The organism is Longimicrobiaceae bacterium, from assembly GCA_036375715.1.
Taxonomy (GTDB): Bacteria; Gemmatimonadota; Gemmatimonadetes; order Longimicrobiales; family Longimicrobiaceae; genus DASVBS01.
Window position 1 is genome coordinate 55,894 of record DASVBS010000022.1, and the last position, 24,981, is coordinate 80,874.

Here is a 24,981-nt window from a genome sequence, read left to right on the forward strand (position 1 = left end):
AATCTATGTACGGGTACGATCGCTCCTCACGGGAGCGCTACCTCCGAATGCAGGGCCACGTCGACGTCGGCCGCCGTCCCTTCCATGCGCCTCGGGATGGCCCGCTCGTAGATGAGCGCGAGCTCCTGAATGGGCGCATCGATCCCGCCGTTGCCGGTGCGAATCCGGAACTGGCCGCCGACCTCACCGACCGTACCGATGCGGGCGGCCGGCACCCCTCTCGTTTCCATCAAGGAGAGAAGACGGTCGACCGTCTTCGGCGCCGTGCTCACCACGACCCGGCTCTGGGTTTCGCCGAAGAGCAGCGCGGCCTCCGGCAGCTCGTCGGCGAGCTCGACATCGATGCCGAATAGCGAATCCCCGCCGATGGCGCCCTCCACCAGGGCCACGGCCAATCCACCGTCGGAGCAGTCGTGGGCGGAGCGCACCAGCCCCGAGCGGATCGCTTCCAGCAGCGCCTGCTGAAGGGAGCGCTCCGTCTCCAGGTCGAGCGCTGGCGCATCGCCGGCGACCAAGCCGTGGATCGTGCGCAGGTACTCGCTTCCGCCGATCTCGTCCGTGTTCCGACCCAGCAGGACGATGGCGTCCCCCGTGCCCTGGAAGGCCGAACGGGTCACGTGGGCGAGGTCCTCGACCAGGCCGACCATGCCGATCGTCGGCGTGGGATAGATCGCGCCGCGCGGGTTCTCGTTGTACAGCGAGACATTGCCCCCCGTAACCGGCGTCTCCAGCACGCGGCACGCCTCGCCGATCCCTCGTATCGCTTCGGAGAGCTGATGGTACACCTCAGGCTTCAGAGGGTTGCCGAAGTTGAGGTTGTCCGTGACCGCCAGCGGGCGCGCCCCAGAGCAGACCAGGTTACGGGCGGCTTCGGCCACCGCGATCGCCCCGCCACGGTAGGGATTGAGGTAGACGTAGCGTCCGTTGCAGTCCGTCGTCGCTGCGATCGCCTTGTTGGTGCCCCGGAGACGGAGAACGGCCGCGTCGGAGCCGGGGCCCACGACCGTGTTCGTGCGAACGGTGTTGTCGTACTGCTCGTACACCCACCGCTTGGAGGCGATGGTCGGCGAATCGAGGAGCTGGCGAAGGGTCCACCCGGCATCGCTCTCCTCCGGCCGGGGGCGCAGCTCCCGGGCGTCCCACTCCCGCAGCCTGGCAATCTCCGGACTCTCCCGCCCTTCACGGGTGTAGGTCGGGCACTCGTTCACCAGCGGCTCGCCGGGAATATCCACTACGACCCGACCGTTCTCGCGGATCACGTAGCGGCCCGTGTCCGTTACGTGGCCAATGGTGGCTCCGTCCAGATCCCAGCGGGCGAGGATCGCCCGGACCTCCTCCTCGTGGCCCTTGCGGGCGACCACGAGCATGCGCTCCTGCGTCTCGGAGAGCAGGATCTCGTACGGGGTCATCCCGGACTCGCGAACGGGCACCCGGGTGATCTCGATGTCCACCCCCGTGCCGCCGCGCGCCGCCATCTCCGTGGAGGAGGAGACCAGCCCGGCCGCCCCCATATCCTGGATCCCGACGATGTGACCCGAGCGGATCAGCTCCAGCGACGCCTCGAGCAGCAGCTTCTCGGTGAAAGGATCGCCGACCTGCACCATCGGCCGCTTCGCCTCGCTCTCCTCCGATAGCTCGGCGGAGGCGAAGGTGGCGCCGTGAATGCCGTCCCGTCCGGTCCTGGAGCCCACCGCCATGATCGGGTTGCCCACCCCCTCCGCCACGCCCTTGATGAGGTCCTCCCGCTTCATCAGGCCGATTGCCATGGCGTTCACCAGCGGGTTGCCCTCGTAGGCGGCATCGAAGACCACCTCGCCCCCAACCGTGGGAATACCCACGCAGTTGCCGTAGTCGCCGATGCCGCGCACCACTCCCGCGAAGAGGTAGCGTACCCGCGCGCCCTCGGGGCCGTCGAGATCGCCGAAGCGGAGCGAATTGAGCACGGCGATGGGCCGTGCGCCCATGGTGAAGACGTCACGGAGGATGCCGCCCACACCCGTGGCCGCCCCCTGATAGGGCTCGACCGCCGAGGGGTGGTTATGAGACTCGATCTTGAACGCCACCGCCAGGCCGTCGCCGACGTCGATCACGCCTGCGTTCTCGCCCGGTCCCTGGAGCACCCAGGGGGCCCTGGTCGGCAGGGTGCGTAGCAGCGGCTTGGAGTTTTTGTAGCCGCAGTGCTCCGACCACATCGCGCTGAACACGCCCAGCTCGGTGAAGGTCGGCTCCCGACCCAGAATCTCCAGGATGAGCCCGTACTCCTCCTCCGACAGACCATGCTCCGCGACCAACTCGGGCGTGATCTCGGGATCGCCGGGCCTACGCAACGGGGTTTCCGATGACATTTCAGTGCAAAAATTACGAATTACGAATTACGAATTACGAGCTTTCGGCTTTGGTCGGCTGTTTCGCTCGGAGTGCGATCGAGCCGAGCGCAACCCGATCCAAGCACCGAAGTCCGGCGTCTTCCAACTCGCGATTCGTACCCCATAATCCGTAATTCGTAATTCGTAATTCGTAATTCGTAATTCGTAATTCCCCGCCCCCGCCGCCTATGCCGCGGTTCCTGCGAGGAACTCAGCCAAAGCTCTGAATATTCCCGCCCCGTCCGCACTCCCCAGGAGGGGGTCCACCGCGCGTTCAGGGTGGGGCATCATGCCGAGCACGTTGCCGCGCTCGTTGAGGATACCGGCGATGTTGCGCACCGAGCCGTTCGGATTTGCCGCCGGGGTCACGCGGCCGTGCGCGTCGCAATAGCGGAAGGCCACGCGGCCCTCCGCCTCGAGGCGGTCGAGGACCTCCTCGTCGGCCACGTAGCACCCCTCACCGTGTGCAATCGGCACCTTGAGCACGTCGCCCTTCTGGTAGCTCGATAGGAAGGGCGGCTCGGTGCTCTCCACCCGCAGGTACACCGGGCGGGAGATGAACTTGAGGTTGCGGTTGCGGATCAGCGCGCCGGGCAGCAGGTGCGCCTCGCAGAGGATCTGAAAGCCGTTGCAGATGCCGGCCACCGGCCCGCCTTGCTCGGCGAACTCGCGCACCTCGCGCATGATCGGGCTGAAGCGCGCGATGGCGCCGGCCCGCAGATAGTCGCCGTAGCTGAAGCCGCCGGGGAGGAAAACGGCGTCTACACCCTCCAGATCGTGCGACTTGTGCCAGAGGAAGACGGTCTCGACCCCCAGCACCTCGCGTACCGCCCGATAGCAGTCGTAGTCACAGTTCGAGCCGGGAAAGGTCACCACCCCGATCTTCATGCTCGTAGCTCCAGTACGCGAAACGCCGTCATCCTTCCGACACCGTCACGTCGAAATCTTCCGTCACCGGGTTGGCGAGGAGCTGCCTGCACATCGCCGTGGCCGTCTCGCGCGCCGCCTCCGCCGATGCGGCGCTGAGGATCAACGTAATCAGGCGGCCGACGTGCACCTCGCCGACCCCCTCGAACCCCAGTGAGGCGAGCGCATCTGCCACCGCTTTTCCCTGCGGGTCCAGGATCCCCTTCCGGGGGACTACCCGGACCTCTACCCGATATTCGTTCACGTTCATTCCTTGAAAAATCGTGGACGGCGGCGGCGCCGAAAGCGCGGTCGCGGCCGGATCTCACTGTAGTCGAGCTCCCGCACCTCCCCCTCGTCGCTGGCTTCGTCCAGCAGCGGATCCTGCTCGGGAAGCCGCTCGAGAAAGCCCAGCGCCACTGTCCGCAGCAGACCGTAGGCGATGTAGATGACGGCCATGGGGAAGAAGAAGTACTCGGGCACTGTCAGCGCCGCGACGACTGAGGCGATCGCGAGGCCCAGCGCAAGGCGGCCACCCCAGGTCCGGAAGGTGAGGCGTGGCACCACCGGATAGAGGACGTGGCTGACCATCAGTCCAGCGCACACGACCAGGATCCAGCCCGCCCCCTGGTGCACGTTGACCTCGGAGAAGTACGTGCGGAAGAGGGGGGTCTGGGTGAAGCTGTAGTAGGTCGAGAGGGTGACGCCGGCGGTGGGGGAGGGGAGCCCGTGGAAGTTCGTCTTCGCGATCCCGGCCTGTTCGACGTTGAAGCGCGCCAGGCGAATGATGGCCGCGCTCACGTAGATGAAGGCCATGATCCAGTTCCAGCCTCCATCGCCGAGGAAGGCGAAGTAGACGATCAGCGCCGGGGCCACGCCGAAGCTGATCGCGTCCACCAGCGAGTCGAGTTGCTCGCCGAACTGGCTGCCCGTTCCGGTGAAGCGGGCGACCCTCCCATCGAAGAGGTCGGCGAACGCCGCCAGCACGATCAGCCAGCCCGCCATCTCGTACCGCCCGCGCGCCGCCGCCACGATCGCCCAGATCCCCAGGAACAGGTTGCCCAGCGTGAAGGCGCTGGGCAGGACGATCACTCCCCCGCGAAGCCGGCGACGCGCGACGGCTGTCACGGCGTGAGCCCCCAGGTGCTCAGGTCTACCTCGTCGAGGGGGGTGCCGGTCAGCCGCTGGAACACGTCCTGGTAGCGTCGCGACATCCCTTCGACCACCTCGCGGGGAAGGTCGGGTGCGGGAGGTTGCTTGTTCCACTCGCCGTGTCGGACCAGCTCCTCCAGGTAGTCGCGGAGCGGCTGTTTGTCGAGCGACGGTTGCCTGCGGCCGGGCGCGTAGAGGTCGGCTGGCCAGAACCGGGACGAATCGGGGGTGAGGACCTCGTCGATCAGGACGATCGCCCCGTCTTCGCCGCGACCGAACTCGAACTTCGTATCGGCGATGATGATACCCCGCTCGGCGGCAATGTCCCTGCCTCGTTCGTAGACCGCGATGCTGGCATCCCGCAGGCGCGCCGCCACCTCCGGACCGAGCATCCGCTCCACCTCGGAGAAGGGGATGTTCTCGTCGTGCCCTTCTTCCGCCTTGGTCGCGGGGGAGAAGGTCGGCTCGGGCATCCGGTCGCTCTCCACCATGCCGGGCGGGAGGGGCTCTCCGGCCAGCGTGCCGAATTCCCGGTACTCCTTCCACGCCGAGCCCGACAGGTACCCGCGGACGACGCACTCCACCGGGAAGGGCTCCAGCTTCTGCACCAGCATCGAGCGCCGCCGCCACTGAGCCTCATTCGCTGCCAGCGCAGGGTAGCGTTCGATGATGAGTTGGGGATCGACGGAGATCAGGTGTCCGGGGATGAGGTCTCGCACCCGCGCGAACCACCACGCGGAGATGAGGGTCAGCACCTCCCCCTTGCGCGGGACGGGCTGTGGCAGGACGACATCGAAAGCGCTGACGCGGTCGGTGGCGACCAGAAGGAGGGCATCGCCCAGATCGTACACGTCGCGGACTTTGCCCCGCCTCAACAGTGGAAAGGGAAGGTCCGTCCGGGCGATCGGTTCGTTCAAGGCCGTTCGGGGCGCGCGTCTGGTGAAATTCAAAATTTAACACACCGGGCGGGAGGGTGCTAGGTCGCCACCTTCCCCTCCAGATACCGGAAAAACGCCTCCACGCTGAGCGGCTCGCCGGTGGCGCGCTGGCAGAGCTCGAAGGCGCTGAAGCGGCGCCCGTGCCGGTGGATCTTCTCGCGCAGCCAGTCCTGCAGTGGCGCGAACTCGCCCCTGGCGATCGCGTCCTGCAGGGAGGGCACCTCCCGGTTGGCCGCGCTCCAGAACTGGGCCGCGTAGAGGTTGCCCAGGGTGTAGGTCGGAAAGTACCCGATCGCCCCCATCGACCAGTGAATGTCCTGGAGGCACCCCTGTCGGTCGTCGGGCACCTCCAGGCCGAGATCCTGGCGCATCCGCTCGTTCCACGCTCCCGGCAGCTCGCGCACCGGCAGATCTCCTGAAAGCAGCGCCCGCTCGAGGTCGAAGCGTAGCAGGACGTGCAGGTTGTAGGTCACCTCGTCGGCCTCGACGCGGACCAGGCCTGGCTTCACCCGGTTAGCGGCACGAACCACGTCGTCGACGCTGGCGCCACCAAGGTCGGAGCCGAGCAGCCGCCGCGCCTCGGGGAGAGCCCAGCTCCAGAAGGGGGCCGAGCGTCCCACGAAGTTCTCCCACAGGCGCGACTGGCTCTCGTGGATGCCGAGGCTCGCGGATTCGGCCAGCGGCTCGCCGAAATGCGCTTCCTTCGGAAGCCCCTGCTCGTACATCCCGTGCCCTGCCTCGTGCATCGTCGAGCTCAGCGCATCCAGGAAGTGTGCCTCGTCGAAGCGGGTGGTGAGGCGCGTGTCGCCGGGGCCGATCGCCTCGCAGAAGGGGTGGGTGGAGACGTCCAACCGGCCCGCTTCGAAGTCGAAGCCGATCCGCTGCGCCACGAAGCGGTTGAGCTCCATCTGCTTCGACACCGGGATGGTCAGCCCGTCGATCGGCGTGGACAAACGGGCGTGGCGGGGCGCGGCCTCGGCGATCAGCGGGGTGAGCCGTGCGCGCAGCTCGCTGAAGATCTGGACGAGCGGCTCGGCGGTGGCGTCCGGCTCGTACTCGTCGAGCAGAGTGTCGTAGACGGGAGCGTCCGGCCGGTAGCAGAGCGCCTTCTGCCGCGCCAGATCGAAGCTCTTCTCCAGCCAGGGAGCGAAGCTGCCGAAATCGCTCGCCTCCCGAGCGTCGCGCCAGGCGCGCTGCGATAGCGCCGCGGTCTGGGCAATCTCGCGCACGAGAGAGCCGGGGAGCTTCAATGCCCGGTCCAGGTCCCTGCGGATCTCCCGCAGATTGGCGGACGCGTCGGGATCGTTGCGGAGGTCGGGGTCCGCTTCGGCGGTCGCCAGCCATTCCTGCACCTCCGGCCGGGTCCGCCGCTCGTGTACGAGCCCGCTCAGCGCTGCGAGCTGATCCGCTCGCAGGGAGGCGCCGCGGGGTGGTAGCTGGGTCTCCTGATCCCACGCCAGCACGGCTCCCGCCGAGGCCAGGACCGCCGTTTCGCGGAGGTCTTTCAGCAGCGCCTCGTACGCTGCCCGAGCGGTGCGCGGCTCAGACATGGAGCTCCGGGGCAGTTCGGTTGACCTCCGAGCCGTATCGCTCGAGCACCGGCTCGACCCATTCCGCCAGGAAAACGTCCACCTGTTCCGGTGCCCGGCCGACATAACGCTCCGGCCGCAGCTCCTCCTCCAGCTCCTGGCGGGTGACCCCGAAGGTCGGGTCGGCCGCGATCCGGTCGAGGAGGTCGTTCGGCAGACCCTGCAGCTTGATCCGCTTGCCCGCCTCCAGCGAGTGCTGCCGCACTCTCTCGTGGAGCTCCTGGCGATCGCCGCCGCGCTTCACGCTGCGCATCATCAGGTTCTCCGTCGCCATGAACGGTAGCTCCTCCATCAGATGGCGACGAATCATCTCCGGGTTGACCACCAGGCCCGCCGCGACGTTGTGCTGGATGAGCAGGATCGCATCGATGGCCAGATACGCTTCGGGGACGGCGATTCGCTTGTTCGCCGAGTCGTCGAGCGTGCGCTCGAACCACTGCGTGGCTGCGGTGAAGGCCGGATCGATGACCAGAGTGATGGCGTGCCGTGCCAGCGCGTTGATCCGCTCGCTGCGCATCGGGTTGCGCTTGTACGGCATGGCAGACGAGCCGATCTGGTGCTCCTCGAACGGCTCTTCCACCTCCTTCAGGTGCGAGAGAAGACGCACGTCGTTGGCAAACTTCGAGGCGGACTGTGCGATTCCGGCCAGGGTGGAGAGGCAGGCGTAGTCTACCTTGCGGGTGTAGGTCTGCCCGGTCACCCCGTAGCGCTGCTCGAAGCCCATCTTGCGGGACACTTTCTCGTCGAGGGCATCGATCCTGGCGGTATCGCCCTCGAAGAGGTCCATGAAGGACGCCTGCGTGCCCGTCGTGCCGCGGACGCCGCGGAAGCGCAGGGTGTCCAGCCGGAACTCGATCTCCTCGAGATCCAGCAGCAGGTCCTGGAGCCAGAGGGTCGCCCGCTTGCCCACCGTCGTGGGCTGAGCCGGCTGGAAGTGGGTGAAGCCCAGGGTGGGCAGCGCCCGGTACCTCCGCGCGAAGTCCGCCAGCGCCGCGATCACCCCGACCAGTCGCGTTCGGACCAGCCGGAGCGCCTCGCGATGCTGGATGAGATCGGTGTTGTCGCCCACGAAGGCGCTGGTTGCCCCCAGGTGGATGACGCCGCGCGCGGCCGGCGCCTGCTCGCCCAGGTGATGGACGTGCGCCATGACGTCGTGGCGGAGTTGCCTCTCCAGCTCCGCCGCCCGCTTCAGGTCCACGGTGTCGAGCTGCTCGCGGATCGCAGCGATCGCCTCGTCGGGGATTGGTAGGCCGAGCTCCTTCTCGGCCTCCGCAAGCGCCAGCCAGAGTCGACGCCAGGTGCCGAACTTGAACGCCGGCGAGAAGATGCGGGACATCTCCGCGGAGGCGTAACGCTCGGTCAGCGGGTTCGAGTATCGCTCGGAACTGCCGGTCATCGGGTACTCTGGTTCAGTGATTGGGGGGCGCCGCCGGCAAGACGGTCGAGCCGCCTGCTTCCTCTACTCCGTCCGCCTCCTCGCCGTCGTCCGCATACCATACCCGCGTGAGATACAGCCCCTGAGGCGGTGCGGGTGGCGAGGTCTCGAGCGCGGTGTCTGCCTTCAGCAATTCGGCCATCTCCTCCACCGGCCTCCGTCCCAGGCCGATCTCCACGAGCGTTCCTACCAGGTAGCGGACCATGTGGTGGAGGAAGCGGTTCGCCGAGATCCGCAGCTCTATGCCGATTGGCGCCCAGTCGACCCAGCGCGCCTCGGACACCATGCAGCGGTCCCCGCGCTCCTCCTGACCGGCTTTGGCGAAGGCGCGGAAACAGTTGTCGCCGATCAGGAGGTGGGTCGCCTCCGCCATCCTTTCCCGGTCGAGCTCCCGTCCCAGCGGCCAGCACCAGCGGGCGTGGAAGGGAGAGGCGGCCTCCGGGGAGGTGCCGATCCGGTAGACGTACGAACGCGAGCGGGCGTCGTAGCGCGGGTGAAAACGCGGCCTGGCCACGGAGGCATGCGCGACCCAGACGTCCCGCGGCAGCAGCGCGTTCATGGCGCGCCTCAGCTCCGCCGGGGCCCAGCGGACCGGCACGTCCACCGCCGCGACCTGGCCGACTGCGTGCACGCCCCGATCCGTCCGCCCCGAGCCGAGCACCCGTGTGGGTCTGTTGAGCAGCCGAGAGAGCACGCGCTCCAGCTCTCCCTGCACGGTTCGCTCCCGGGCCTGCAGCTGCCACCCGAAGAACTCGGCCCCGTCGTAGTGCAGGGTCAGGCGGATGCGGTGCGTCTCCGGGGTTTCCATGGCGGCGGAAAGCTAGACCCGAGCGGTCGAATGTCAAGCCGCCGCTTGGGTTTCGAACCGCACCGACAAGTTGACACGTTGGCTCGGGGATGACTACAATGCGGCCGCTCGAAGGGCCTGGCCCCGGCACGCCTCACACACCCAGCAAGCGCGAATGACCCAGACCCCCGACATCGAGCTCAGCACCCTGGTTCGCATCGCCTCCGAGCGTTCCCTCACGGTCGAGGAGGCGGAGGCCGCTTTCACCGAGGTGATGGAGGGTCGCGCCACCCCGGTCCAGATCGCGGCGTTGCTGGTGGGAATCCGCGCACGCGGGGCGGTGGCCTCGGAGGTGGCGGGGGGCGTGCGCGCGCTACGGAAGGCGATGGTGGCAGTGAATCCGCTGGGCGAGGGGCCGGTGGTGGATACCTGCGGCACCGGGGGTGGCGGCCTCACCACCTTCAACATCTCCACCGCCGCCGCGCTGGTCGCCTCGGCGGGGGGTGCGCGCGTGGCCAAGCACGGCAATCGCAGTTTCACCTCGCGGTGCGGCAGCGCGGACGTCCTCGAGACGCTCGGCGTCCGGCTGGAGCTCCCCCCGGAGCGGGAGGCTCAGATCCTGGAAGAGACCGGGATCGTCTTCATGTTCGCCCCTCTGCATCATCCGGCCATGAGACACGTGGGACCCGTCCGCCGTGAGCTGGCGATGCCCACGATCATGAACGTGCTAGGGCCGCTGACCAACCCGGCGGGGGCGAAGCGGCAGGTGGTCGGCGTGGCGGATCGGCAGCTTCTCGAGCTGGTAGCCGAGGCGCTCCGCGTCCTTGGTCACGAGCGGGCGCTCGTAGTGCACGGGGAGCCGGGGATGGACGAGTTCAGCCCGCTGGGGCCGACCGAGGTGGTGGAGCTTCGGGAGGGTGAGCTCTCGAGGTGGATCTTTGATCCGCAGCGCGAGCTGGGCTGGGAGACCTACGATCCTACCGAGCTGGCGGGTGGTGAGCGCGAAGAGAACGCCGCGACAGTTGCCGACGTGCTGTCGGGTCGGCTGAGCGGGGGAGCACGTGCGGCCGTCGTGTTGAATGCCGCCGCCGCCCTCTACATCGCTGACCGGGCCTCGAGCATTGCGGAAGGTGTGACCCTGGCGGAATCGCTCCTGGACTCGGGCAAGGCCTGGACGCAACTCGAGCGGCTCCGGAAAGCGTCGACGCAGGAAATCCGGGAAGTCGAGGAGGACGCCCCCTCGTCTTCGTGAGCGTCGGGTACGCCGAATTCCCGATCAGCTGACGATTCCGGACCGCGGATTTTTTCGACCAGTCGATTCCGCGGTCAGCGACTTTCCGGCCCGTTGGCTTTGCGACCAGTCCATCAGCACCGACAGATCAGTCGACCAACACCGCCCGAATCTTCCAGGGGCCGGGAAATACCGGCCGTTCCGCCGGGTGCGGGAAGACGAGCTTCTGCTCGCCCTTGCGGATCGTTCCGATCACGAAGACCCAGTGCTTGGCCCCTTCAGCGCCCTCGCCCGATACCTGCTGTCCAGTACGCATCGCTCCCCCACGTCAATACTTGCGGATGACCGCTACCACGATACCCTGGATCTGCACCTCAGCCTCGTCGTAGTACATCGGCTGCATCGTCGGATTGGCCGGCTGCAGTCGGATTCTTCCGCCAGGCTCGCGATAGAACTTCTTCACCGTGGCGGCATCGCCCCCGATCAGCGCCACCACCATCTCTCCGTTCTCCGCCGTCTGCCGGGAATTCACTACGATGTAGTCGCCGTCGCGGATCTGCTCGTCGATCATCGAGTTGCCCTGGACGCGGAGCACGAAGTTGTTGCCGCGCCGGAGCATGTCGTGAGGCACCGCGATCGTTTCCTGCTGCTCGACCGCTTCGATCGGAAACCCTGCCGCGACCAGCCCGAGCAGCGGGAGCTCCACCGCCAACGTCCCCTCCGCCGGCACCAGCTCCAGCGAGCGGCTCTTGTTGTAGTTCTTCCGCAAATAGCCTTTCTTCTCCAGATTACTGAGGTGCTCGTGCACCGTGGCCAGCGAGGAGTAACCGAAGGCGTTGGCAATCTCTTCGAAGCTCGGAGAGTAGCCGTACGTCTCGATGAAGCTTTCCACGTAGTCCAGGATGTGCTTCTGTCGCTTGGTCAGGGCCATAGATCGCGCGCGGTCTGGGTGAGGTCCTGAAGAGCCGAATAGAGACCGAACCACAGTATACCCGAAACAACGCCGAAGGGCAAGCAATTCGTTGAGTACCGTTCCGGCTTCGGCCGCCTCTCCCGATATCCTCTCGCGCATCGTCGACACCAAGCGGGCCGAAGTCGCGGCTCTGCGGCCGCATGCCGCCGAGCTGCGCGATCGTGCGCGGTGCGCGCCGCCGACCCGCGGCTTCGCGCGCGCACTGCGCCGGCCCGCGGAGGTGCGCCTGCTGGCGGAGATCAAGCGTCGCTCGCCCTCGGCCGGGCCCATTCGGCCGGGCTCGTCGCCCGATCAGGTCGCGACGGACTACCTCCGCGGCGGTGCCGCGGCGCTTTCGGTCTTGACGGACAGGGAGTACTTCGACGGCAGCCTCGAGGCGCTGCAGGCCGCCCGTGCGGCGGTGGACCTCCCCCTGCTGCGAAAGGATTTCACCATCGACCCGGTGCAGGTCTACGAGGCGCGCGCCGCCGGTGCCGATGCCGTGCTGCTCATCGTCCGCATCCTCGAGGACGAGCAGCTGCGGGAGCTACTCGGGTTGGCGGCCGATCTCGGGCTGGATAGCTTGGTCGAGGTGCACGACGCGGAAGAGATGGACCGCGCGCTGGCCGCCGGCGCGACGCTCCTGGGCGTCAACAACCGGGACCTGCGTACCTTTCGCACGGAGCTCGACCTCACGCTTCGTCTGGCTCCCCGGGTGCCCGCGCAGGTGACGCTGGTCGCGGAGAGCGGGATCCGCACGCCCGACGACGTATGCGTTCTCGGAGCGGCTGGCGTCGACGCGATCCTGGTGGGCGAGTCGCTGATGCGGCAGCCCGACCTGGCCGCCGCTGCACGCGCCCTGACCGGGTTGCCGAAGAAACCGCGACGAGAGGAACGATGACCGCCGTGCGGGTGAAGATCTGCGGGCTCACCAGGCGGCCCGATGCCGAGCTGGCGGCGGCATCGGGCGCTCACTATGGAGGAGTGATCCTCGCCCCCGGAGGTCGTCGCTCGATCGATCTGGCGGCCGCGGCGGAGGTGCTGGACGGTCTTCCCCTCCGGCGCGTCGGCGTGTTCGTCGACGCGACCGTCGAAGAGATGCGCCGCGCAGCTCACATCGTCTCGCTCGACGTGCTCCAGCTGCACGGCTCCGAGTTGCCCGAGACCGCGCAGCAGCTGCGCAGCGAAGGCCGCTGGGAGGTGTGGAAGGCGCTCCGCCCGCGCCCGGGTATGGACCTCGTGACCGAGTTGCGGCGCTACGCGGGACGGGTCGATGGCATCCTGCTGGACGGCTGGTCTCCCTCCGCGCCCGGCGGTACCGGTACACCCTTTCCCTGGGAGGCGGTCGCGCCGCACCGGGACGCGATTCCCCCGCGAGTGAGCCTGGTGGTGGCGGGAGGCCTGTCTCCCTCGAACGTTCGCGCCGCCATCGAGCTGCTGCGTCCCGACGTCGTGGACGTGAGCTCGGGCGTGGAGGACTCTCCCGGTGTCAAGAACGCGGACGCCGTGACCGCTTTTATAAGTGCGGCCCTCGATGCCGTCGCCGACCCCTTCCCGAGATCCTGATGTCCGAGTCTGTAATCGATACGCCCGCGAGCTCTTCCACCTCCGGCTGGTTCGGTCGTTTCGGGGGCCGCTTCGTGCCGGAAACGCTCATCGCTGCCCTCGATGAGCTGGTGGCGGTATACGCCGAGGCCTCGGCGGATCCGACTTACTGGGAAGAGCTCGGCGACCTCTGGCGCGATTACGTGGGTCGCCCCACGCCGCTCTATCACGCGCGCAGGCTCGGTGAGGCCGCGGGTGGGATCGAGGTCTACCTAAAGCGCGAGGACCTGAACCACACCGGCTCGCACAAGATCAACAACACCCTCGGGCAGGTGCTCCTCGCCCGGCGGATGGGGAAGCGACGCATCATCGCCGAAACGGGCGCCGGACAGCACGGCGTGGCCACCGCCACGGTGTGCGCGCTGTTCGGGCTGAATTGCGTGGTCTACATGGGGGAGGAGGACGTCCGGCGGCAGGCGCTCAACGTCTACCGCATGCGCTTGCTGGGCGCGGAGGTGAGGCCGGTCGGCAGCGGAACGCGCACACTGAAGGACGCCACCAACGAGGCGATCCGCGACTGGGTGACGAACGTCCAGGACACCCACTACATCATCGGATCGGTGGTCGGGCCGGATCCCTACCCGCGCATGGTGCGCGACTTCCAGTCGGTGATCGGCCGGGAGACACGCTCGCAGCTCCTGGAGATCACCGGCAGCCTCCCGGCAGCGGTGGTCGCCTGCGTCGGGGGAGGGTCCAACTCGATCGGGATGTTCCACCCGTTCCTCGAGGACGCGGAGGTCGAGCTGGTCGGCATCGAGGCGGCGGGCGAGGGATTGGAGACTGGTCGTCACGCCGCCTCACTCACCGCCGGGCAGCCCGGCGTACTGCACGGCGCGCTCTCCTATCTGCTGCAGGACGAGCACGGCCAGGTGGCCCCGGCGCACAGTGTCTCGGCGGGGCTCGACTACCCGGGTGTGGGTCCCGAGCACGCCTCCCTGCGCGATAGCGGCCGCGCGACCTACGCCAGCGTCACAGACCGCGAGGCACTCGACGGCTTCGAGCAGCTCTCCCGCCTGGAGGGGATCATCCCGGCGCTGGAGAGCGCCCACGCCATCGCCTACGTGCTGCGCGAGGGGCGGCGCTGGCGGGGAGGGAGGCCGGTGGTGATCTGCCTGAGTGGTCGCGGCGACAAGGACGTTGCGCAGGTGGCCGAGCTCACCCAGCAGGGGTTGGACACCTAGGGATGGACGGGCGGCAGGCCCCCGGGATCGGCGCCGCGGATTTTCCGACGGACTCCGCTGACCGCTCGCCGGTGGCGGGGCAGATCGAGGAGTTGCTGCGCACGTTCTCCTCGACCGTGCGCAGCTACCGGCTCTACGCCGGCAATGGGCCCATGCTCGAGCGGTTCGTGGTGGTCCTGCGCGAGCGGGTACGCGATGTCTGGGAGGAATTGGATCGCCTGCGGCTCGAGATCACGGAGAACGCCATCCTCTGGGAGGGGCACCGGGTTTATCCGACCGGCGACGCCGGTGCCGACCTCGCCTTTCTCTTCTACAAGGACGGTATCCGCACGGTGACGCTCCTGCCGGGGCTGGAGGAGGAGCTGGACCGCCTGCTCTCCGTGCTCGGGCGTGCACCGCAGCTCCGCGAAGAAGAGGACGACCTCGTCACCCTCCTGTGGGAGGAGAACCTGGCCGGCCTCCGGTACGAGCTCGTGGACCTGCCGGTGGACTCCATCGACCTCGGCGCTCCGAGCGGAGCCGCCCCGGCGCGCATCGATCCCGCTGCCGTCCGCGCCGCCGCCTCGGAACCGGCCCCATCCACCGGCCTCTCCGCCGACGATTTCCGCGAGACCCTCTACTTCCTCGACGAGGACGAGCTGAGGAAGCTCGAGCACGAGGTGCAGCTCGAGGCAAATCGAGACCTCTGGCGCGACGTGCTCAACGCACTCCTGGATCGGCTGGAGGACGGCTCCCCGGAGCGGCAGCTGCGCATCGCTCGCATCCTCGAAGAGGTGCTCCCCTCGATGCTCTCGTCGGGAGCGTTCGACCGGGCGGCCAGTCTGCTCGACGAGCTCACGCGCATTGCCACGGGTGAGACTCCGCTTCCGCCGGAGGTGCTCCAGCGGATCCGCCTCGTCTTCGAGCAGCTAGCCAGCCCGCAAACGCTCGAGCAACTGGTGGAGATGATGGATGAGCCGGCGCGCGCTCCCGGCGCCGACTCGTTCGAGCGCCTGCTCGGCTATTTCCCGCCGGCCAGCCTTGCCCCGCTGACCCAGCTGATCGATCGCATCGCGCGGCCTGATACGCGGCGTATCGTGACCGCCGCGGCCGAGCGCCTCGCCGCCGGCAACCGGGACCAGGTGGTTCGGCTCCTTGCCAGCGATGACCCGCTGGTGGTACGGGGAGCGCTGCGGTGGGTGGGCAGTCTGGCGATTGGCAGCGCCGCCGGTGAGGTGATGCGCCTGCTGCGACACGACTCTCCGCTGGTGCGGGAGGCGGCGGTGGAGGCGGTCGTGGGGCTGCGAGCTGCCGTGGCGGGAAACACGGTGATCGCGCTGCTCGACGACCCCGAGCGCGAGGTGAGGATGGCGGCCGCGCGCGCCCTCGGTGCCCTGGAGCATTCGGCCGCTCGCGAGCCGCTCGAGGAGGCGATTCAGGGGAAGCGGCTCCGGGCCGCGGACCGGACGGAGAAGCTGGCCTTCTTCGAGGCGCTGGGGAGGGTCGGCGGGGCGGAGGCGGTACCGTTCCTGGATCGGTTGCTGAACGGGCGGAAGTGGCTGGGGAGGGGCGAGCCGGCGGAGATCCGGGCCTGTGCGGCGTACGGTCTGGCACGGGTGCGCCACCCCTCCGCGCGGCAGTCGCTCGAGCGGGCGGCCGACGATTCCGACCCTGTGGTCCGCACGGCCGTTGCCCGCGCGCTCCGTGGAGGGACCGAGGGATGAGCGACGGCGATCGGGCGGCGCAGCAGCTCGGGCGCGATTTCGTGTTCGCCCTGCACGCCGCTCTGCGGGCGCTGCGGCTCTACCCGCTAGAGAACCGCGCGGTGCAGAACGCCCTCACCGAACTGGAGCAGGTCGCGGGGCGGCTGCTCGGGTCGGAGGGGGGCATCTCGCTGCACTACGTGGGCGATTACTGCTTCGTCAACGACCTGCGGATGCGGATCGACGTGGGAAGCTTCGCCACCTTCGGCGCGCTCAGCCGGCTGCTCGCTTCCCACGGCATCGGCCAGGTGGAGGTCGCCGAGGGCGTGACGCGCGACGAGTGGACGCGCTTCCTCACCCGCCTGAACGCGGAGCCCTTGCCCGACGATCCGCTGGGCCAGATGAACGATCGCCTGACGCGGGCCGGGGTCACCCACATCCTCCTTACCGCACCCGAGCAGGGGGGCAGCGCGGGGTCGCCGGACGAGGCGAAAGAGATCGCAAAAAAGACCTACCTGCAGTCGGTCGCGGTCGCCCGGGAGGTAATGCTGGGGGTGCGGATGGGCAAAGCGGTGAGCGTACGCCGCGTGAAGCGTGCAGTGCAGCAGATCGTCGATCAGGTGCTGCAGAACGAGACGACCATGCTCGGCATGACCGTCCTGCGCGATTACGACCAGTACACCTTCGCGCACTCGGTCAACGTCTGCATATTCAGCGTTGCGCTGGGCAAGAAGCTCGGCCTCGCGCGGGAGCAGCTCTACGAGCTGGGGATGGGGGCCTTGCTGCACGACATGGGCAAGGTGAAGCTCCCCATCGAGCTCACCAACAAAGAGGGGGCGTTGGAGGAGGCGGAGTGGGAGCTCGTCCGCGAGCATCCCACCGAAGGGCTGCTGGCGCTGATGGAGCTGCGCGGACTGGGCACTCTGCCTCTGCGCGCGATGCTCCTCGCCTACGAGCACCACATGAAGATCGATCAGAGCGGCTATCCCCGCTCGATCCGGCCCCGCTCACCGACCCTCTTCTCGCGCATCGTGGCGATCGCGGACGGCTTCGACGCGGCAACCACGAAGCGCAGCTACCAGGCGAATCCGGCCCTGCCGGACCAGGTGCTGCGCGACATGCGGGACAACCCCAAGCGCGGGGTGGACCCGTTGCTGGTCAAGGCATTCATCAGCCTGACCGGCTATTATCCCGTGGGTAGCGTGGTCATTCTCGACAACTACGAGCTAGCGGTGGTGGTGGCGCCCGGCAAGGCACCGGACGCTCACCACCAGCCCATCGTGCGGGTGATCTACGACGAGCTGGGGCAGCCGCTGGACGTGCCGCGCACGCTGGACCTGACCGAGACCGACCCGGCAACGGGGCGGCCGCGGCGCTCGATCATCAAGACGACCGACCCGGAGAGGTATGGCATCAACGTCAGGGACTATTTCGTCTGATTCGTCGCTCCACGCGGCGTTCTCGCGTGCGCGGCAGGAAGGCCGGGCGGCGCTCGTGCTGTATACCACCTCGGGTCACCCGGAGCCGGAACGCGGGCTCGAGACGCTGATCAAGCTCGCCGACGCTGGGGCCGACGTGATCGAGCTGGGGATCCCGTTCAGCGATCCCCTCGCCGACGGCCCGACCATCCAGCGCTCCTCCTTCGAGGTGATCAACAAGGGGGTCGACCTGCGCTGGTCGCTCGAACTCCTGCGTCGCTTCCGCGCGCAGCGTAGCACGCCGGTGGTCGTGTTCAGCTACCTGAACCCCATCATGAGCTACGGCGTGGACGCCTTCCTCCGCGACGCGGGAGAAGCGGGAGCGCAGGGTGTGCTGGTGACCGATCTACCGCTGGGGAGTGACCCGGAGCTGGAGGCGAAGTTCAGCGCCGCCGACCTCGATCTGATCCGCCTGATCGCGCCGACCACCTCTTCCGACCGGGTTCGGGAGATCGCGGCCGCGGCGAGCGGATTCCTGTACTACGTATCGCGCACCGGTGTGACCGGTGTGCGAGAGGAGCTGACCGCGAGCCTCGAAGCGGAGGTGGCGGCGGTGCGCGCGGTGACGACCCTGCCCGTGGCGGTCGGCTTCGGCATCTCCACGCCCGCGCAGGCCGGAGCCGTCTCGCGCATCGCCGACGGTGTGGTGGTGGGCAGCGCGCTGGTGGACCGGCTCGCCCGCGAAGGGTTGGAGTCGGCGGCGAGGTTCGTCGCCGAGCTACGGCAGGCGCTCTGAGCTGACCATCAGGCCGGCTCGGGCGGCTTCTTTGGCTCCACGAACAACGTCTTCACCCGGGAGGGGACCACCGTTCCTGGAGGCGCACCCCGGTGTTTGCGCACGTACTTCCGCCGCGTCCAGTCGACGGGGACGATGCCCGATGTGCGCGCCTTGCTGTAGTAGGCCGCGAGCCGCGCCGCTTCTTCGAGGTCGCGAGCGGGAGGAGCGCCCTCCGGATCGCGCCAGCGAAGGATGACGTGCGAGCCGGGGACGGAACGCGCATGCATCCAGACATCGCTGGGGCTGGAATGGCTGAAGGTGAGCTGATCGTTCGCCTTGGAGTTGCGCCCCACACGGATTTCCAGGCCGCCCGAAGATCGGAACACCCGGTACGGCAAGGCGCTCGTCTGCGTGCCGGAGGTCTGTCGGCCCTTCGCCCGCTCTCGCTCGATCTCGGCCGACACCCAGTCGGGCAGCGAACCCGCCTCTCCCAGCCGCACCGCCTCGCGCCAGCGCTCCACCTCGGCGCGCGCCTTCTCCAGCATTGCCGGGAGGCGCTCAGCCGCCCGCTCGCGCCGTCGGGCTTCGGCGTACCACTCGGTCGCGTTGTCGGCCGCCGAGCGCGTGGGGTCCAGTCGGATTCGCACGCGCTCGCCGTCCCAGCCGCTGATCTCGACTTCCTCCGCCCCTCTGGGGACTTCGTGCAGCCGCGCGAGCAGGAGGTCGGCCTGCTCCCTCAGTCGCTCGGCTCCTCCGCTGCGAGCGACCTCGTCGGCCAGTCGCTCGGCCCGCCGCTCAGCCATCTCGAGCCTCGTTCGGGCCGCCGTGAGCAGCGCCGCGTCTTCACCGTTGGGGGTGCCCTTCTCGGCCGGTGCGGCCTGCGCGACCCGGTCCATCGCCTCCAGCAGGGATTCGGCCCGCTCCCAGCGATAGCCATGCAGCGGAAGGGGATACGGCTGCAGCCCGTAGGGCGTGTGCAGCACGACCGGGCGGCTCGGGGGCAAGGCGCATAGCGCCCACCAGCGCTCGAAGGCCTGCTCGATGGCATCTCCGTCGACGCCGGAGTCCGGTGCCTGCGCGTCGCTCCCCAGGATGGAGGCGGCATTTACCCGACCGGTCCAGGCGAACTCACGGATAAGCACCCCCTCCCGCTCGCTCGCGGCCACGCCACCCAGCGTCTCGCGCCAGCGCCGGCGAGCCGCCTCCCGATTGACGGCCGCGGCTCCGTATCGGTCGGACGACGATGGGGGTTCGTACCGCGCCCCCGGCGTCAGGGCACGCGTCCCCGCCCGGCGGGACCAGAGCGTCGAGTGGATCCGCTCGTCCTCGGCAGAGACCAGCAGCACGTTCCACTGGTTGGCCATCAGCTCCACTTCCAACCGACGGGCTCCCGAGCGGAAGCGGTCGGCCGCGTCGATCTCGATGGTCAGACGGCGTTCGTCGGGCGGGGCGTGCACGCCCGCACAGACGGCGTCGAGCGGCGCAGCATCCGCCTCCCAGGGGACGATGCGTATCCAACCGCGCAGCGGGTGCAGGTCCATCTCCAGCGCTTCACCGCCGTCCAGCGCCAGCAGCGCCACCCTGCGCGCCGCGAAGAAGGGGGTGGACCCACAAACACGCCCGCGGAGGCGCCGGTCGAGCTCCTCCGCGAGGTACCGGATCAGCAGCGGATCGTAGCGAATCGCGTTTGACACCCCCGGAACTTGGAGTTAGCTTTTTCGCGCGTCAATACGTAGAGATTTCAAGGATTTCCGGCGTTTCGGGCCACTCCCGAGGTGCGGAAACCAGCCGGAGGAGCGATGTCGACGCACAGCGGGGAGGGGAAGCGGGTCAGGACTCTTGACCTCCTTGAAATGAAGCGGAAGGGGGAGCGCATCGCGGTGCTCACCGCCTACGATGCCCTCTTCGCGCGACTGCTGGACCAGGCGGGGGTGGATGTGGTGCTGGTGGGCGACTCGCTCGCCGAGGTGGTGCTGGGTCTCGAGTCGACGCTGCCGCTCTCGGTCGACGACATGATCCACCATGCCCGCGCGGTAGTGCGAGGGGTGAAAAGGGCACTGGTGGTGGTGGACATGCCCTTCCTGTCCTATCAGGTCTCCCGGGAAGAAGCGGTTCGCAACGCGGGCCGCATCCTCAAGGAGAGCGGTGCCTCGGGCGTCAAGCTGGAGGGGGGAAGCGAGGCGCTGGCGGACACGGTCGCGGCGATCGTCGGCGCCGGGATCCCGGTGATGGGGCATCTCGGCTTCACTCCCCAGTCGGTCCACGCCCTGGGCGGGCCCCGCGTGCAGGGTCGCGACGAGGCGGCCCAGAAGCGCCTGCTGGAGGAAGCTCGGCGGCTCGAGCAGGCCGGCGCTTTCTCCGTCGTGCTCGAGCTGATGCCGGGAGAGCTCGCGCGCGCCGTCTCGGCTGAGCTCACCATTCCGACCATCGGAATCGGTGCCGGGCCGGGTTGTGACGGGCAGGTGCTCGTCCTTCCCGACATGCTCGGCCTGAACACGACCTTCAAGCCACGCTTCCTGCGGCATTTCGCTAACCTCGGGGAACAGGCCACGGCCGGGGTCAAGGCCTACGTCGAGGCCGTGAAGAAGGGCGAGTACCCGGCCGACGAGCACACCTTCTCCTGATCGCCCGTCGCGCCGCCGCCGATGCGACTGAGCCGCACGCGCCAAGAGACAAGATCCTGGGTCCACTCCTGCCGACTGGCCGGCGAGCGGGTGGCGCTGGTCCCGACCATGGGATATCTGCACGAGGGGCACCTCTCCCTCATCCGGCGCGCGCGCGAGGTGGCCGATCGGGTGGCGGTCTCGATCTTCGTCAACCCCCTGCAGTTCGGTCCGAACGAGGACTACGAGCAGTACCCTCGGGACCTCGATCGCGACCTGGATCTCTGTTCCGAGGCTGGAGCCCACTTTGCGTTCGCTCCATCGGTGGAGGAGATGTATCCGGGCGGGGAGCCGTGGGTGAACGTCGTCCCCGTCCGGGGAGCGGACCGGCTCTGTGGTGCCTCCAGGCCGGGGCACTTTGCCGGGGTGCTGACGGTGGTGGCGAAGCTCTTCGCGATCGTCCAGCCCGACGTGGCCGTCTTCGGGCAGAAGGACTATCAGCAGCTCGTTCTGATCCGGCGGATGGTGCGCGACCTGAATCTGGACATCGAGATCGTTTCCGGTCCCATCGTGCGCGATCCCGATGGGTTGGCGATGAGCTCTCGCAACACCTATCTGTCGCCCGAGGAGCGCACGCGCGCGCTTGCTCTGTCCCGTGCGTTGCAGCGTTGTCAGGAGCTGTATGCGAGCGGCGAGCGGAACGCGGAGGCGTTTCGGGGGTTGCTTTTGCAGATCGACGGCCCGGGCGTCGAGCTGGAGTACGGCGAGGTCGTGGACCCCGACACCCTCGATCCGCTGGAGGAGGTGCGCGAAGGCGCGGTCTGTGCGGTTGCCGCGCGGGTGGGTAGGACCCGGCTGATCGACAATACGATCCTGGGCACCTGACCGGAGGATGGAATCGCCATGCTGCGGATGATGTGTAAATCGAAGATCCACCGGGCTACTGTGACCGGCGCGGATCTGAACTATATGGGATCGATCACCATCGATCCGGATCTCATGGAGGCCGCCGACCTGCTCGAGTACGAGCAGGTGCACGTGGTCAACATCAACAACGGCGCTCGCTTCGAGACGTACGTGATCCCCGGCAAGCGGGGCGAGGGAGAGATCTGCCTCAACGGTGCCGCCGCCCGCTTGGCGCACCCCGGGGACAAGGTGATCGTGATCAGCTACGCGCAGTACTCGGAAGAGGAGCTCGCCGAGCACCGACCCATCTTCATCTTCGTCGACGAGCAGAATCGGCTACACCGCGACCACATCAGGGCAGAGAGCCGCTGACGCGATGGCTCGCTGGACGGGCATTATCCTCGCCCTCCCCTCATCCCGCACGGACGGGATGGTATCACGGCTGCCAGCATACCTCCATCCCATCGCAGGGCGGCCGCTGGTGTGGCACGCCGCGGCGTCGCTGGCGGAGGCGCCCTCGAAGCCGGAGAGGGTGATCGTCGTCTCGGAGGGAGATCTCCCCGCCGACCTCTTTCAGGACCTTCCCGTTCACGTCGACGCCTTCACGGTACCGGACGCCGAGAGCCGCCAGCGCAGTGTGCTGCAACCGCTCGGGGACGGCGAGGAGCGGTGTCTGGCGGTGCACGCCGCCGCCGTACTGGCGGCGGAAACGCTCGAGGTGTTGCTCGATTCCTCCCCGGGGTCGTGGGTCGTGGGAGGACCCGAAGACGCCGCCGCCGCGCACGGCGACCCCGAGCGATTGTCGCAGCTCCTACGCCTTCCCGATCCCTTCGCCGTTCCCAATGGCGTGCTCGCCGCCGCAGACCGCCTCTCCGATTCGCGCGACACCTCCATCGTCCAGAACCGCGCACAGCTCGCAGCCACCTCTGATCGGATCCGTCGACAGATCGTCCGCGGGCACATGGCTGCCGGCGTCACCTTCCTCCTGCCGGAGACGGTGCTGGTGGACGTCGATGTGCGGATCGGTCGCGATAGCATCCTCTATCCCGGCGTGGTGCTGGAGGGGTCGACCACGGTCGGCGACGAGACCGTGATCGGGCCGGGCTGCCGGATCATCGACAGCTGGGTCGGGAGCGGGGTCGAGCTCAGAGGCTGGAACTACATCTCGCACACCTCGATCCGCAACCGAGCCATCCTGGAGCCTTATGTCCGACGCGGCTTCGACTGAGCTACCCGTCAGCTGGGTTTCCGCGACCGTCGCTGCCGCCGCGGCCGGCGAGCTCCCGCCATGGGCTCGGGTGACCGAGGCGAGGCGCGAGCACATCGGGCGGGTCACCGCCCTGATGCGCCAGTGGGCCGAAGAGCTCGGCCTCCCCGCCGTGGACCGGATGCGCTGGGCTGCGGCCGGGATGCTCCACGATGCCCTGCGGGACGCCGACACGGCCGAGCTCCGCACGATTCTCGGTCGCCGCTTCCTTGACCTGCACCCGGTCCTGCTGCACGGCCCGGCCGCGGCCCACCTCCTCTCCGCCGACGCTGACGAGGCCCTCCTGCGGGCCATCCGCTACCACACGCTCGGGCACCCGGAGCTCGACCGGCTTGGTCGGGCGCTCTACCTGGCCGACTTTCTCGAACCGGGGCGCGACTTTGCGCGGGAATGGAGGGCTGAGTTGCGCGAGCGGATGCCGCGCGAGCTCGATTCAGTGGTCCGAGAGGTGGTGGCCGCGCGCATCCGACACCTGCTGGAGGACGGCAAGCCGATACGTCCGGAAACCGCCGCGTTCTGGTCGTCGTTGACGGAGGAGGCGTGAAGGGCTTGAAGGTCGCCGCTCTGGTGGGGCTCTGCGTGCTGGTGCTGTTCCTCGTGGGGTCGATGGTGATGGGGATGCGCGGCGAGAGGCCGCCGGAGCTCGCCGGGGTCGAGGTCGAGTTACCGGAACGGCGCGTCCGCGTCGAGGTGCTGAATGCCGCCGGCATCCCCAGGCTGGCGCAGCGAGAAACCGACCGCCTGCGCGACGAGGGCTTCGACGTCGTCTTTTTCGGGAACGCGAGAGGATTCCACCCCGACACCTCGCTGGTGCTGGACCGGGTGGGAGACCCCGCCGCCGCGCGCGCGGTCGCCGCGGTGCTTGGTATCAACCAGGTTCGCGAAGCACCGGATACCAGCCTCTACCTCGAGGTGACGGTGATCCTGGGGCGCGATTGGGCGGAGGCTAACGCCGAGAGCGTGGCAAACTAGGCGAGCTCGGACGCGGCGGTTTTGAGGCTCGACCCGAGTTTGACGAGCGGCCGACCGCGGGTGGCCTCCGCCTTGAGCTGCCCGCAGGCGGCGGCGATGTCGCGCCCTCGCGGTTCTCGAACGTGGGCGGTAACCCCGCGGCGGGCGAGTCGCTGTGCGAAGGCGGCCAGTCGATCGGGCGGCGTGGGCCTCCAGTCGTTGGCGGGGATGGGGTTGAACGGTATCAGGTTGACGAAGGCCTTGAACTCACGCACCAGCTCGGCCAGGGCGTCCGCCTCGGCCAACCCGTCGTTCACCCCGTCGATCATCACGTACTCGAAGGTGATCCGCTTGCCGCCGGCCTCGTCGAACGCGCGCAGCGCCTCCATGAGCCGCGGGAGCGGATACTTCTTCTCTACCGGGATGAGTTGCTGGCGAAGCTCGTGGGTCGGGGCGTGCAGCGAGACAGCCAGGCGGTACTGCTGCGGCATCTCCGCCATCCGCAGAATGCCGGGTACGATGCCCACGGTGGAGACGGTGATGCGCCGCGCGCCCACGCCGTAGGCCTGGTTGAGGAGCTCCAGGGCCGGAAAGACCGCCCTGGGGTTCATCAACGGCTCCCCCATCCCCATGAACACGATGTTGGTGATGGGGCCGTAGCCGTTCTCCAGGGCCCACACCTGCGCCCCGCGGTACTGCGCGACGATCTCGCCCGCGGTGAGCTGCCGCTGGTAGCCCATCCAGCCGGTCGCGCAGAAGGTGCAGGCCATGGCGCATCCGGCCTGCGAGGAGATGCAGAGGGTCAGGCGCTCTCGCGCGGGAATGAGCACCGACTCGATCAGCTCGCCGTCGGCGAGCTTCCAGAGGTGCTTCGTCGTGCCGTCGACGGAGCGCGATAGCTTGGCCGTTTCCGGCGCGGACAGGGAGAAAGCTTCGGCGAGTGCCTCCCGCTCCGCCCGCGGCAGATCGGTCATCCCCACGAAGGAGAAGGCCAGCTTCTCATACAGCCACGCCAGGACCTGGCGCACCCGGTAGGCGGGCTGACCGCGCGCGGCGAAGTAGTCCGCGAGCGCGCGCGCGGCCTCTTCGGGCGAGCAACCGAGCAGATCTGGACGGGAGACGGCTGTGATCATCGATTCGTTCGGGTGGTGCCGCCGCGGTCGTCGCGGAGGGGCGACGCCTTATTTCCCCGCACCGTTCCTTGTGTTCCATGCATCGGGCGGGCCCCGGCGCC

General features: G+C 68.3%; 25 protein-coding genes. 13 read left to right on the forward strand and 12 right to left on the reverse strand.

The features are described 5' to 3' along the window. Window positions 1-26 precede the first annotated feature (26 nt). The 8 genes from purL to truA form a co-directional block, all read right to left on the reverse strand. Window positions 27-2,345 (reverse strand): phosphoribosylformylglycinamidine synthase subunit PurL, encoded by a 2,319-nt coding sequence (purL, locus tag VF167_03195; protein ID HEX6924405.1) that lies wholly within the window; start codon window positions 2,343-2,345, stop codon window positions 27-29. Between the two features lie 207 nt (window positions 2,346-2,552). Beyond that, window positions 2,553-3,254: a phosphoribosylformylglycinamidine synthase subunit PurQ gene (gene purQ, locus VF167_03200; GenBank protein HEX6924406.1), complete on the reverse strand. Its 702-nt coding sequence runs from the start codon at window positions 3,252-3,254 to the stop codon at window positions 2,553-2,555. Window positions 3,255-3,282: 28 nt separating this feature from the next. Continuing rightward, the gene (gene purS, locus VF167_03205; protein ID HEX6924407.1) at window positions 3,283-3,543 is read right to left on the reverse strand and encodes a phosphoribosylformylglycinamidine synthase subunit PurS; all 261 of its coding nucleotides are present in this window, start codon (window positions 3,541-3,543) and stop codon (window positions 3,283-3,285) included. After that, on the reverse strand, window positions 3,540-4,400 hold the full coding sequence (gene pssA, locus VF167_03210; protein ID HEX6924408.1) for a CDP-diacylglycerol--serine O-phosphatidyltransferase: 861 nt from the start codon (window positions 4,398-4,400) through the stop codon (window positions 3,540-3,542). Before pssA ends, purS begins: the two co-directional genes overlap by 4 nt. Next, window positions 4,397-5,341, reverse strand: a complete 945-nt coding sequence (locus VF167_03215; GenBank protein ID HEX6924409.1) for a phosphoribosylaminoimidazolesuccinocarboxamide synthase — start codon at window positions 5,339-5,341, stop codon at window positions 4,397-4,399. Before VF167_03215 ends, pssA begins: the two co-directional genes overlap by 4 nt. Before the next feature lie 59 nt (window positions 5,342-5,400). Then, window positions 5,401-6,912 (reverse strand): carboxypeptidase M32, encoded by a 1,512-nt coding sequence (locus VF167_03220; protein HEX6924410.1) that lies wholly within the window; start codon window positions 6,910-6,912, stop codon window positions 5,401-5,403. Beyond that, window positions 6,905-8,347 (reverse strand): adenylosuccinate lyase, encoded by a 1,443-nt coding sequence (gene purB / locus VF167_03225; GenBank protein HEX6924411.1) that lies wholly within the window; start codon window positions 8,345-8,347, stop codon window positions 6,905-6,907. The genes VF167_03220 and purB overlap by 8 nt, the downstream gene beginning before the upstream one ends. 13 nt (window positions 8,348-8,360) lie before the next feature. Further along, window positions 8,361-9,194 carry a tRNA pseudouridine(38-40) synthase TruA gene (gene truA / locus VF167_03230; GenBank protein ID HEX6924412.1) on the reverse strand — a complete coding sequence of 278 codons (834 nt, stop codon included), beginning with the start codon at window positions 9,192-9,194 and terminating at the stop codon, window positions 8,361-8,363. Between the two features lie 154 nt (window positions 9,195-9,348). Between truA and trpD the strand changes: the two genes are divergently transcribed. Next, the gene (gene trpD / locus VF167_03235; GenBank protein HEX6924413.1) at window positions 9,349-10,425 is read left to right on the forward strand and encodes an anthranilate phosphoribosyltransferase; all 1,077 of its coding nucleotides are present in this window, start codon (window positions 9,349-9,351) and stop codon (window positions 10,423-10,425) included. A gap of 127 nt (window positions 10,426-10,552) precedes the next feature. On the opposite strand, the gene VF167_03240 is transcribed toward trpD, so the two are convergent. Beyond that, window positions 10,553-10,720 (reverse strand): hypothetical protein, encoded by a 168-nt coding sequence (locus tag VF167_03240; GenBank protein HEX6924414.1) that lies wholly within the window; start codon window positions 10,718-10,720, stop codon window positions 10,553-10,555. Between the two features lie 12 nt (window positions 10,721-10,732). Next, window positions 10,733-11,335 carry a transcriptional repressor LexA gene (gene lexA, locus VF167_03245; protein ID HEX6924415.1) on the reverse strand — a complete coding sequence of 201 codons (603 nt, stop codon included), beginning with the start codon at window positions 11,333-11,335 and terminating at the stop codon, window positions 10,733-10,735. A gap of 91 nt (window positions 11,336-11,426) precedes the next feature. On the opposite strand from lexA, the gene trpC reads away from it, so the two are divergent. Genes trpC through trpA form a run of 6 tightly spaced genes read left to right on the forward strand, consistent with a single transcriptional unit; the run spans window position 11,427 to window position 18,038 of the window. Further along, window positions 11,427-12,257, forward strand: a complete 831-nt coding sequence (gene trpC, locus VF167_03250; GenBank protein HEX6924416.1) for an indole-3-glycerol phosphate synthase TrpC — start codon at window positions 11,427-11,429, stop codon at window positions 12,255-12,257. Beyond that, complete coding sequence (locus VF167_03255; protein ID HEX6924417.1) at window positions 12,254-12,922, forward strand: phosphoribosylanthranilate isomerase; 669 nt, start codon at window positions 12,254-12,256, stop codon at window positions 12,920-12,922. Before trpC ends, VF167_03255 begins: the two co-directional genes overlap by 4 nt. Next, on the forward strand, window positions 12,922-14,142 hold the full coding sequence (trpB, locus tag VF167_03260; GenBank protein ID HEX6924418.1) for a tryptophan synthase subunit beta: 1,221 nt from the start codon (window positions 12,922-12,924) through the stop codon (window positions 14,140-14,142). Before VF167_03255 ends, trpB begins: the two co-directional genes overlap by 1 nt. Before the next feature lie 2 nt (window positions 14,143-14,144). Next, window positions 14,145-15,845 (forward strand): HEAT repeat domain-containing protein, encoded by a 1,701-nt coding sequence (locus VF167_03265; protein ID HEX6924419.1) that lies wholly within the window; start codon window positions 14,145-14,147, stop codon window positions 15,843-15,845. Continuing rightward, window positions 15,842-17,263 carry an HD domain-containing phosphohydrolase gene (locus tag VF167_03270; protein ID HEX6924420.1) on the forward strand — a complete coding sequence of 474 codons (1,422 nt, stop codon included), beginning with the start codon at window positions 15,842-15,844 and terminating at the stop codon, window positions 17,261-17,263. Before VF167_03265 ends, VF167_03270 begins: the two co-directional genes overlap by 4 nt. Further along, a complete protein-coding gene (gene trpA / locus VF167_03275; protein HEX6924421.1) occupies window positions 17,232-18,038 on the forward strand; it encodes a tryptophan synthase subunit alpha in 807 nt (268 codons plus the stop codon). Before VF167_03270 ends, trpA begins: the two co-directional genes overlap by 32 nt. Window positions 18,039-18,046: 8 nt before the next feature. Here trpA and VF167_03280 read toward each other — a convergent pair whose 3' ends face one another. Beyond that, window positions 18,047-19,714 (reverse strand): NFACT RNA binding domain-containing protein, encoded by a 1,668-nt coding sequence (locus VF167_03280; GenBank protein ID HEX6924422.1) that lies wholly within the window; start codon window positions 19,712-19,714, stop codon window positions 18,047-18,049. 105 nt (window positions 19,715-19,819) lie between these two features. Between VF167_03280 and panB the strand changes: the two genes are divergently transcribed. From panB to VF167_03310, 6 genes are read left to right on the forward strand one after another with little or no spacing between them, the layout of a single operon-like run. After that, a complete protein-coding gene (gene panB, locus VF167_03285) occupies window positions 19,820-20,644 on the forward strand; it encodes a 3-methyl-2-oxobutanoate hydroxymethyltransferase (protein HEX6924423.1) in 825 nt (274 codons plus the stop codon). A 21-nt stretch (window positions 20,645-20,665) separates the two neighbouring features. Continuing rightward, entirely contained in the window at window positions 20,666-21,508 is an 843-nt protein-coding gene (gene panC / locus VF167_03290) for a pantoate--beta-alanine ligase (protein HEX6924424.1), read from the forward strand. Window positions 21,509-21,526: 18 nt separating this feature from the next. Then, window positions 21,527-21,901: an aspartate 1-decarboxylase gene (gene panD / locus VF167_03295; protein ID HEX6924425.1), complete on the forward strand. Its 375-nt coding sequence runs from the start codon at window positions 21,527-21,529 to the stop codon at window positions 21,899-21,901. Window positions 21,902-21,905: 4 nt separating this feature from the next. Then, a complete protein-coding gene (locus tag VF167_03300; protein HEX6924426.1) occupies window positions 21,906-22,757 on the forward strand; it encodes a hypothetical protein in 852 nt (283 codons plus the stop codon). Then, entirely contained in the window at window positions 22,735-23,340 is a 606-nt protein-coding gene (locus VF167_03305; protein ID HEX6924427.1) for an HD domain-containing protein, read from the forward strand. Before VF167_03300 ends, VF167_03305 begins: the two co-directional genes overlap by 23 nt. Beyond that, complete coding sequence (locus tag VF167_03310; protein HEX6924428.1) at window positions 23,337-23,768, forward strand: LytR C-terminal domain-containing protein; 432 nt, start codon at window positions 23,337-23,339, stop codon at window positions 23,766-23,768. Before VF167_03305 ends, VF167_03310 begins: the two co-directional genes overlap by 4 nt. Here the strand turns inward: VF167_03310 and rlmN are convergent. Continuing rightward, window positions 23,765-24,880: a 23S rRNA (adenine(2503)-C(2))-methyltransferase RlmN gene (rlmN, locus tag VF167_03315; protein ID HEX6924429.1), complete on the reverse strand. Its 1,116-nt coding sequence runs from the start codon at window positions 24,878-24,880 to the stop codon at window positions 23,765-23,767. The genes VF167_03310 and rlmN overlap by 4 nt on opposite strands. Window positions 24,881-24,981 lie beyond the last annotated feature (101 nt).

Bases quoted from the DNA above. Each gene is read 5' to 3' on its own strand.
- VF167_03240 (HEX6924414.1), bottom strand. From the start codon at position 10,720: ATGCGTACTGGACAGCAGGTATCGGGCGAGGGCGCTGAAGGGGCCAAG.
- trpB (HEX6924418.1), top strand. From the start codon at position 12,922: ATGTCCGAGTCTGTAATCGATACGCCCGCGAGCTCTTCCACCTCCGGC.
- purL (HEX6924405.1), bottom strand. From the start codon at position 2,345: ATGTCATCGGAAACCCCGTTGCGTAGGCCCGGCGATCCCGAGATCACG.
- trpA (HEX6924421.1), top strand. From the start codon at position 17,232: ATGGCATCAACGTCAGGGACTATTTCGTCTGATTCGTCGCTCCACGCG.
- VF167_03265 (HEX6924419.1), top strand. From the start codon at position 14,145: ATGGACGGGCGGCAGGCCCCCGGGATCGGCGCCGCGGATTTTCCGACG.
- VF167_03300 (HEX6924426.1), top strand. From the start codon at position 21,906: ATGGCTCGCTGGACGGGCATTATCCTCGCCCTCCCCTCATCCCGCACG.
- VF167_03305 (HEX6924427.1), top strand. From the start codon at position 22,735: ATGTCCGACGCGGCTTCGACTGAGCTACCCGTCAGCTGGGTTTCCGCG.
- purS (HEX6924407.1), bottom strand. From the start codon at position 3,543: ATGAACGTGAACGAATATCGGGTAGAGGTCCGGGTAGTCCCCCGGAAG.
- rlmN (HEX6924429.1), bottom strand. From the start codon at position 24,880: ATGATCACAGCCGTCTCCCGTCCAGATCTGCTCGGTTGCTCGCCCGAA.
- purB (HEX6924411.1), bottom strand. From the start codon at position 8,347: ATGACCGGCAGTTCCGAGCGATACTCGAACCCGCTGACCGAGCGTTAC.
- lexA (HEX6924415.1), bottom strand. From the start codon at position 11,335: ATGGCCCTGACCAAGCGACAGAAGCACATCCTGGACTACGTGGAAAGC.
- panB (HEX6924423.1), top strand. From the start codon at position 19,820: ATGTCGACGCACAGCGGGGAGGGGAAGCGGGTCAGGACTCTTGACCTC.
- VF167_03255 (HEX6924417.1), top strand. From the start codon at position 12,254: ATGACCGCCGTGCGGGTGAAGATCTGCGGGCTCACCAGGCGGCCCGAT.
- panC (HEX6924424.1), top strand. From the start codon at position 20,666: ATGCGACTGAGCCGCACGCGCCAAGAGACAAGATCCTGGGTCCACTCC.
- truA (HEX6924412.1), bottom strand. From the start codon at position 9,194: ATGGAAACCCCGGAGACGCACCGCATCCGCCTGACCCTGCACTACGAC.
- panD (HEX6924425.1), top strand. From the start codon at position 21,527: ATGCTGCGGATGATGTGTAAATCGAAGATCCACCGGGCTACTGTGACC.
- trpD (HEX6924413.1), top strand. From the start codon at position 9,349: ATGACCCAGACCCCCGACATCGAGCTCAGCACCCTGGTTCGCATCGCC.
- purQ (HEX6924406.1), bottom strand. From the start codon at position 3,254: ATGAAGATCGGGGTGGTGACCTTTCCCGGCTCGAACTGTGACTACGAC.
- VF167_03270 (HEX6924420.1), top strand. From the start codon at position 15,842: ATGAGCGACGGCGATCGGGCGGCGCAGCAGCTCGGGCGCGATTTCGTG.
- VF167_03220 (HEX6924410.1), bottom strand. From the start codon at position 6,912: ATGTCTGAGCCGCGCACCGCTCGGGCAGCGTACGAGGCGCTGCTGAAA.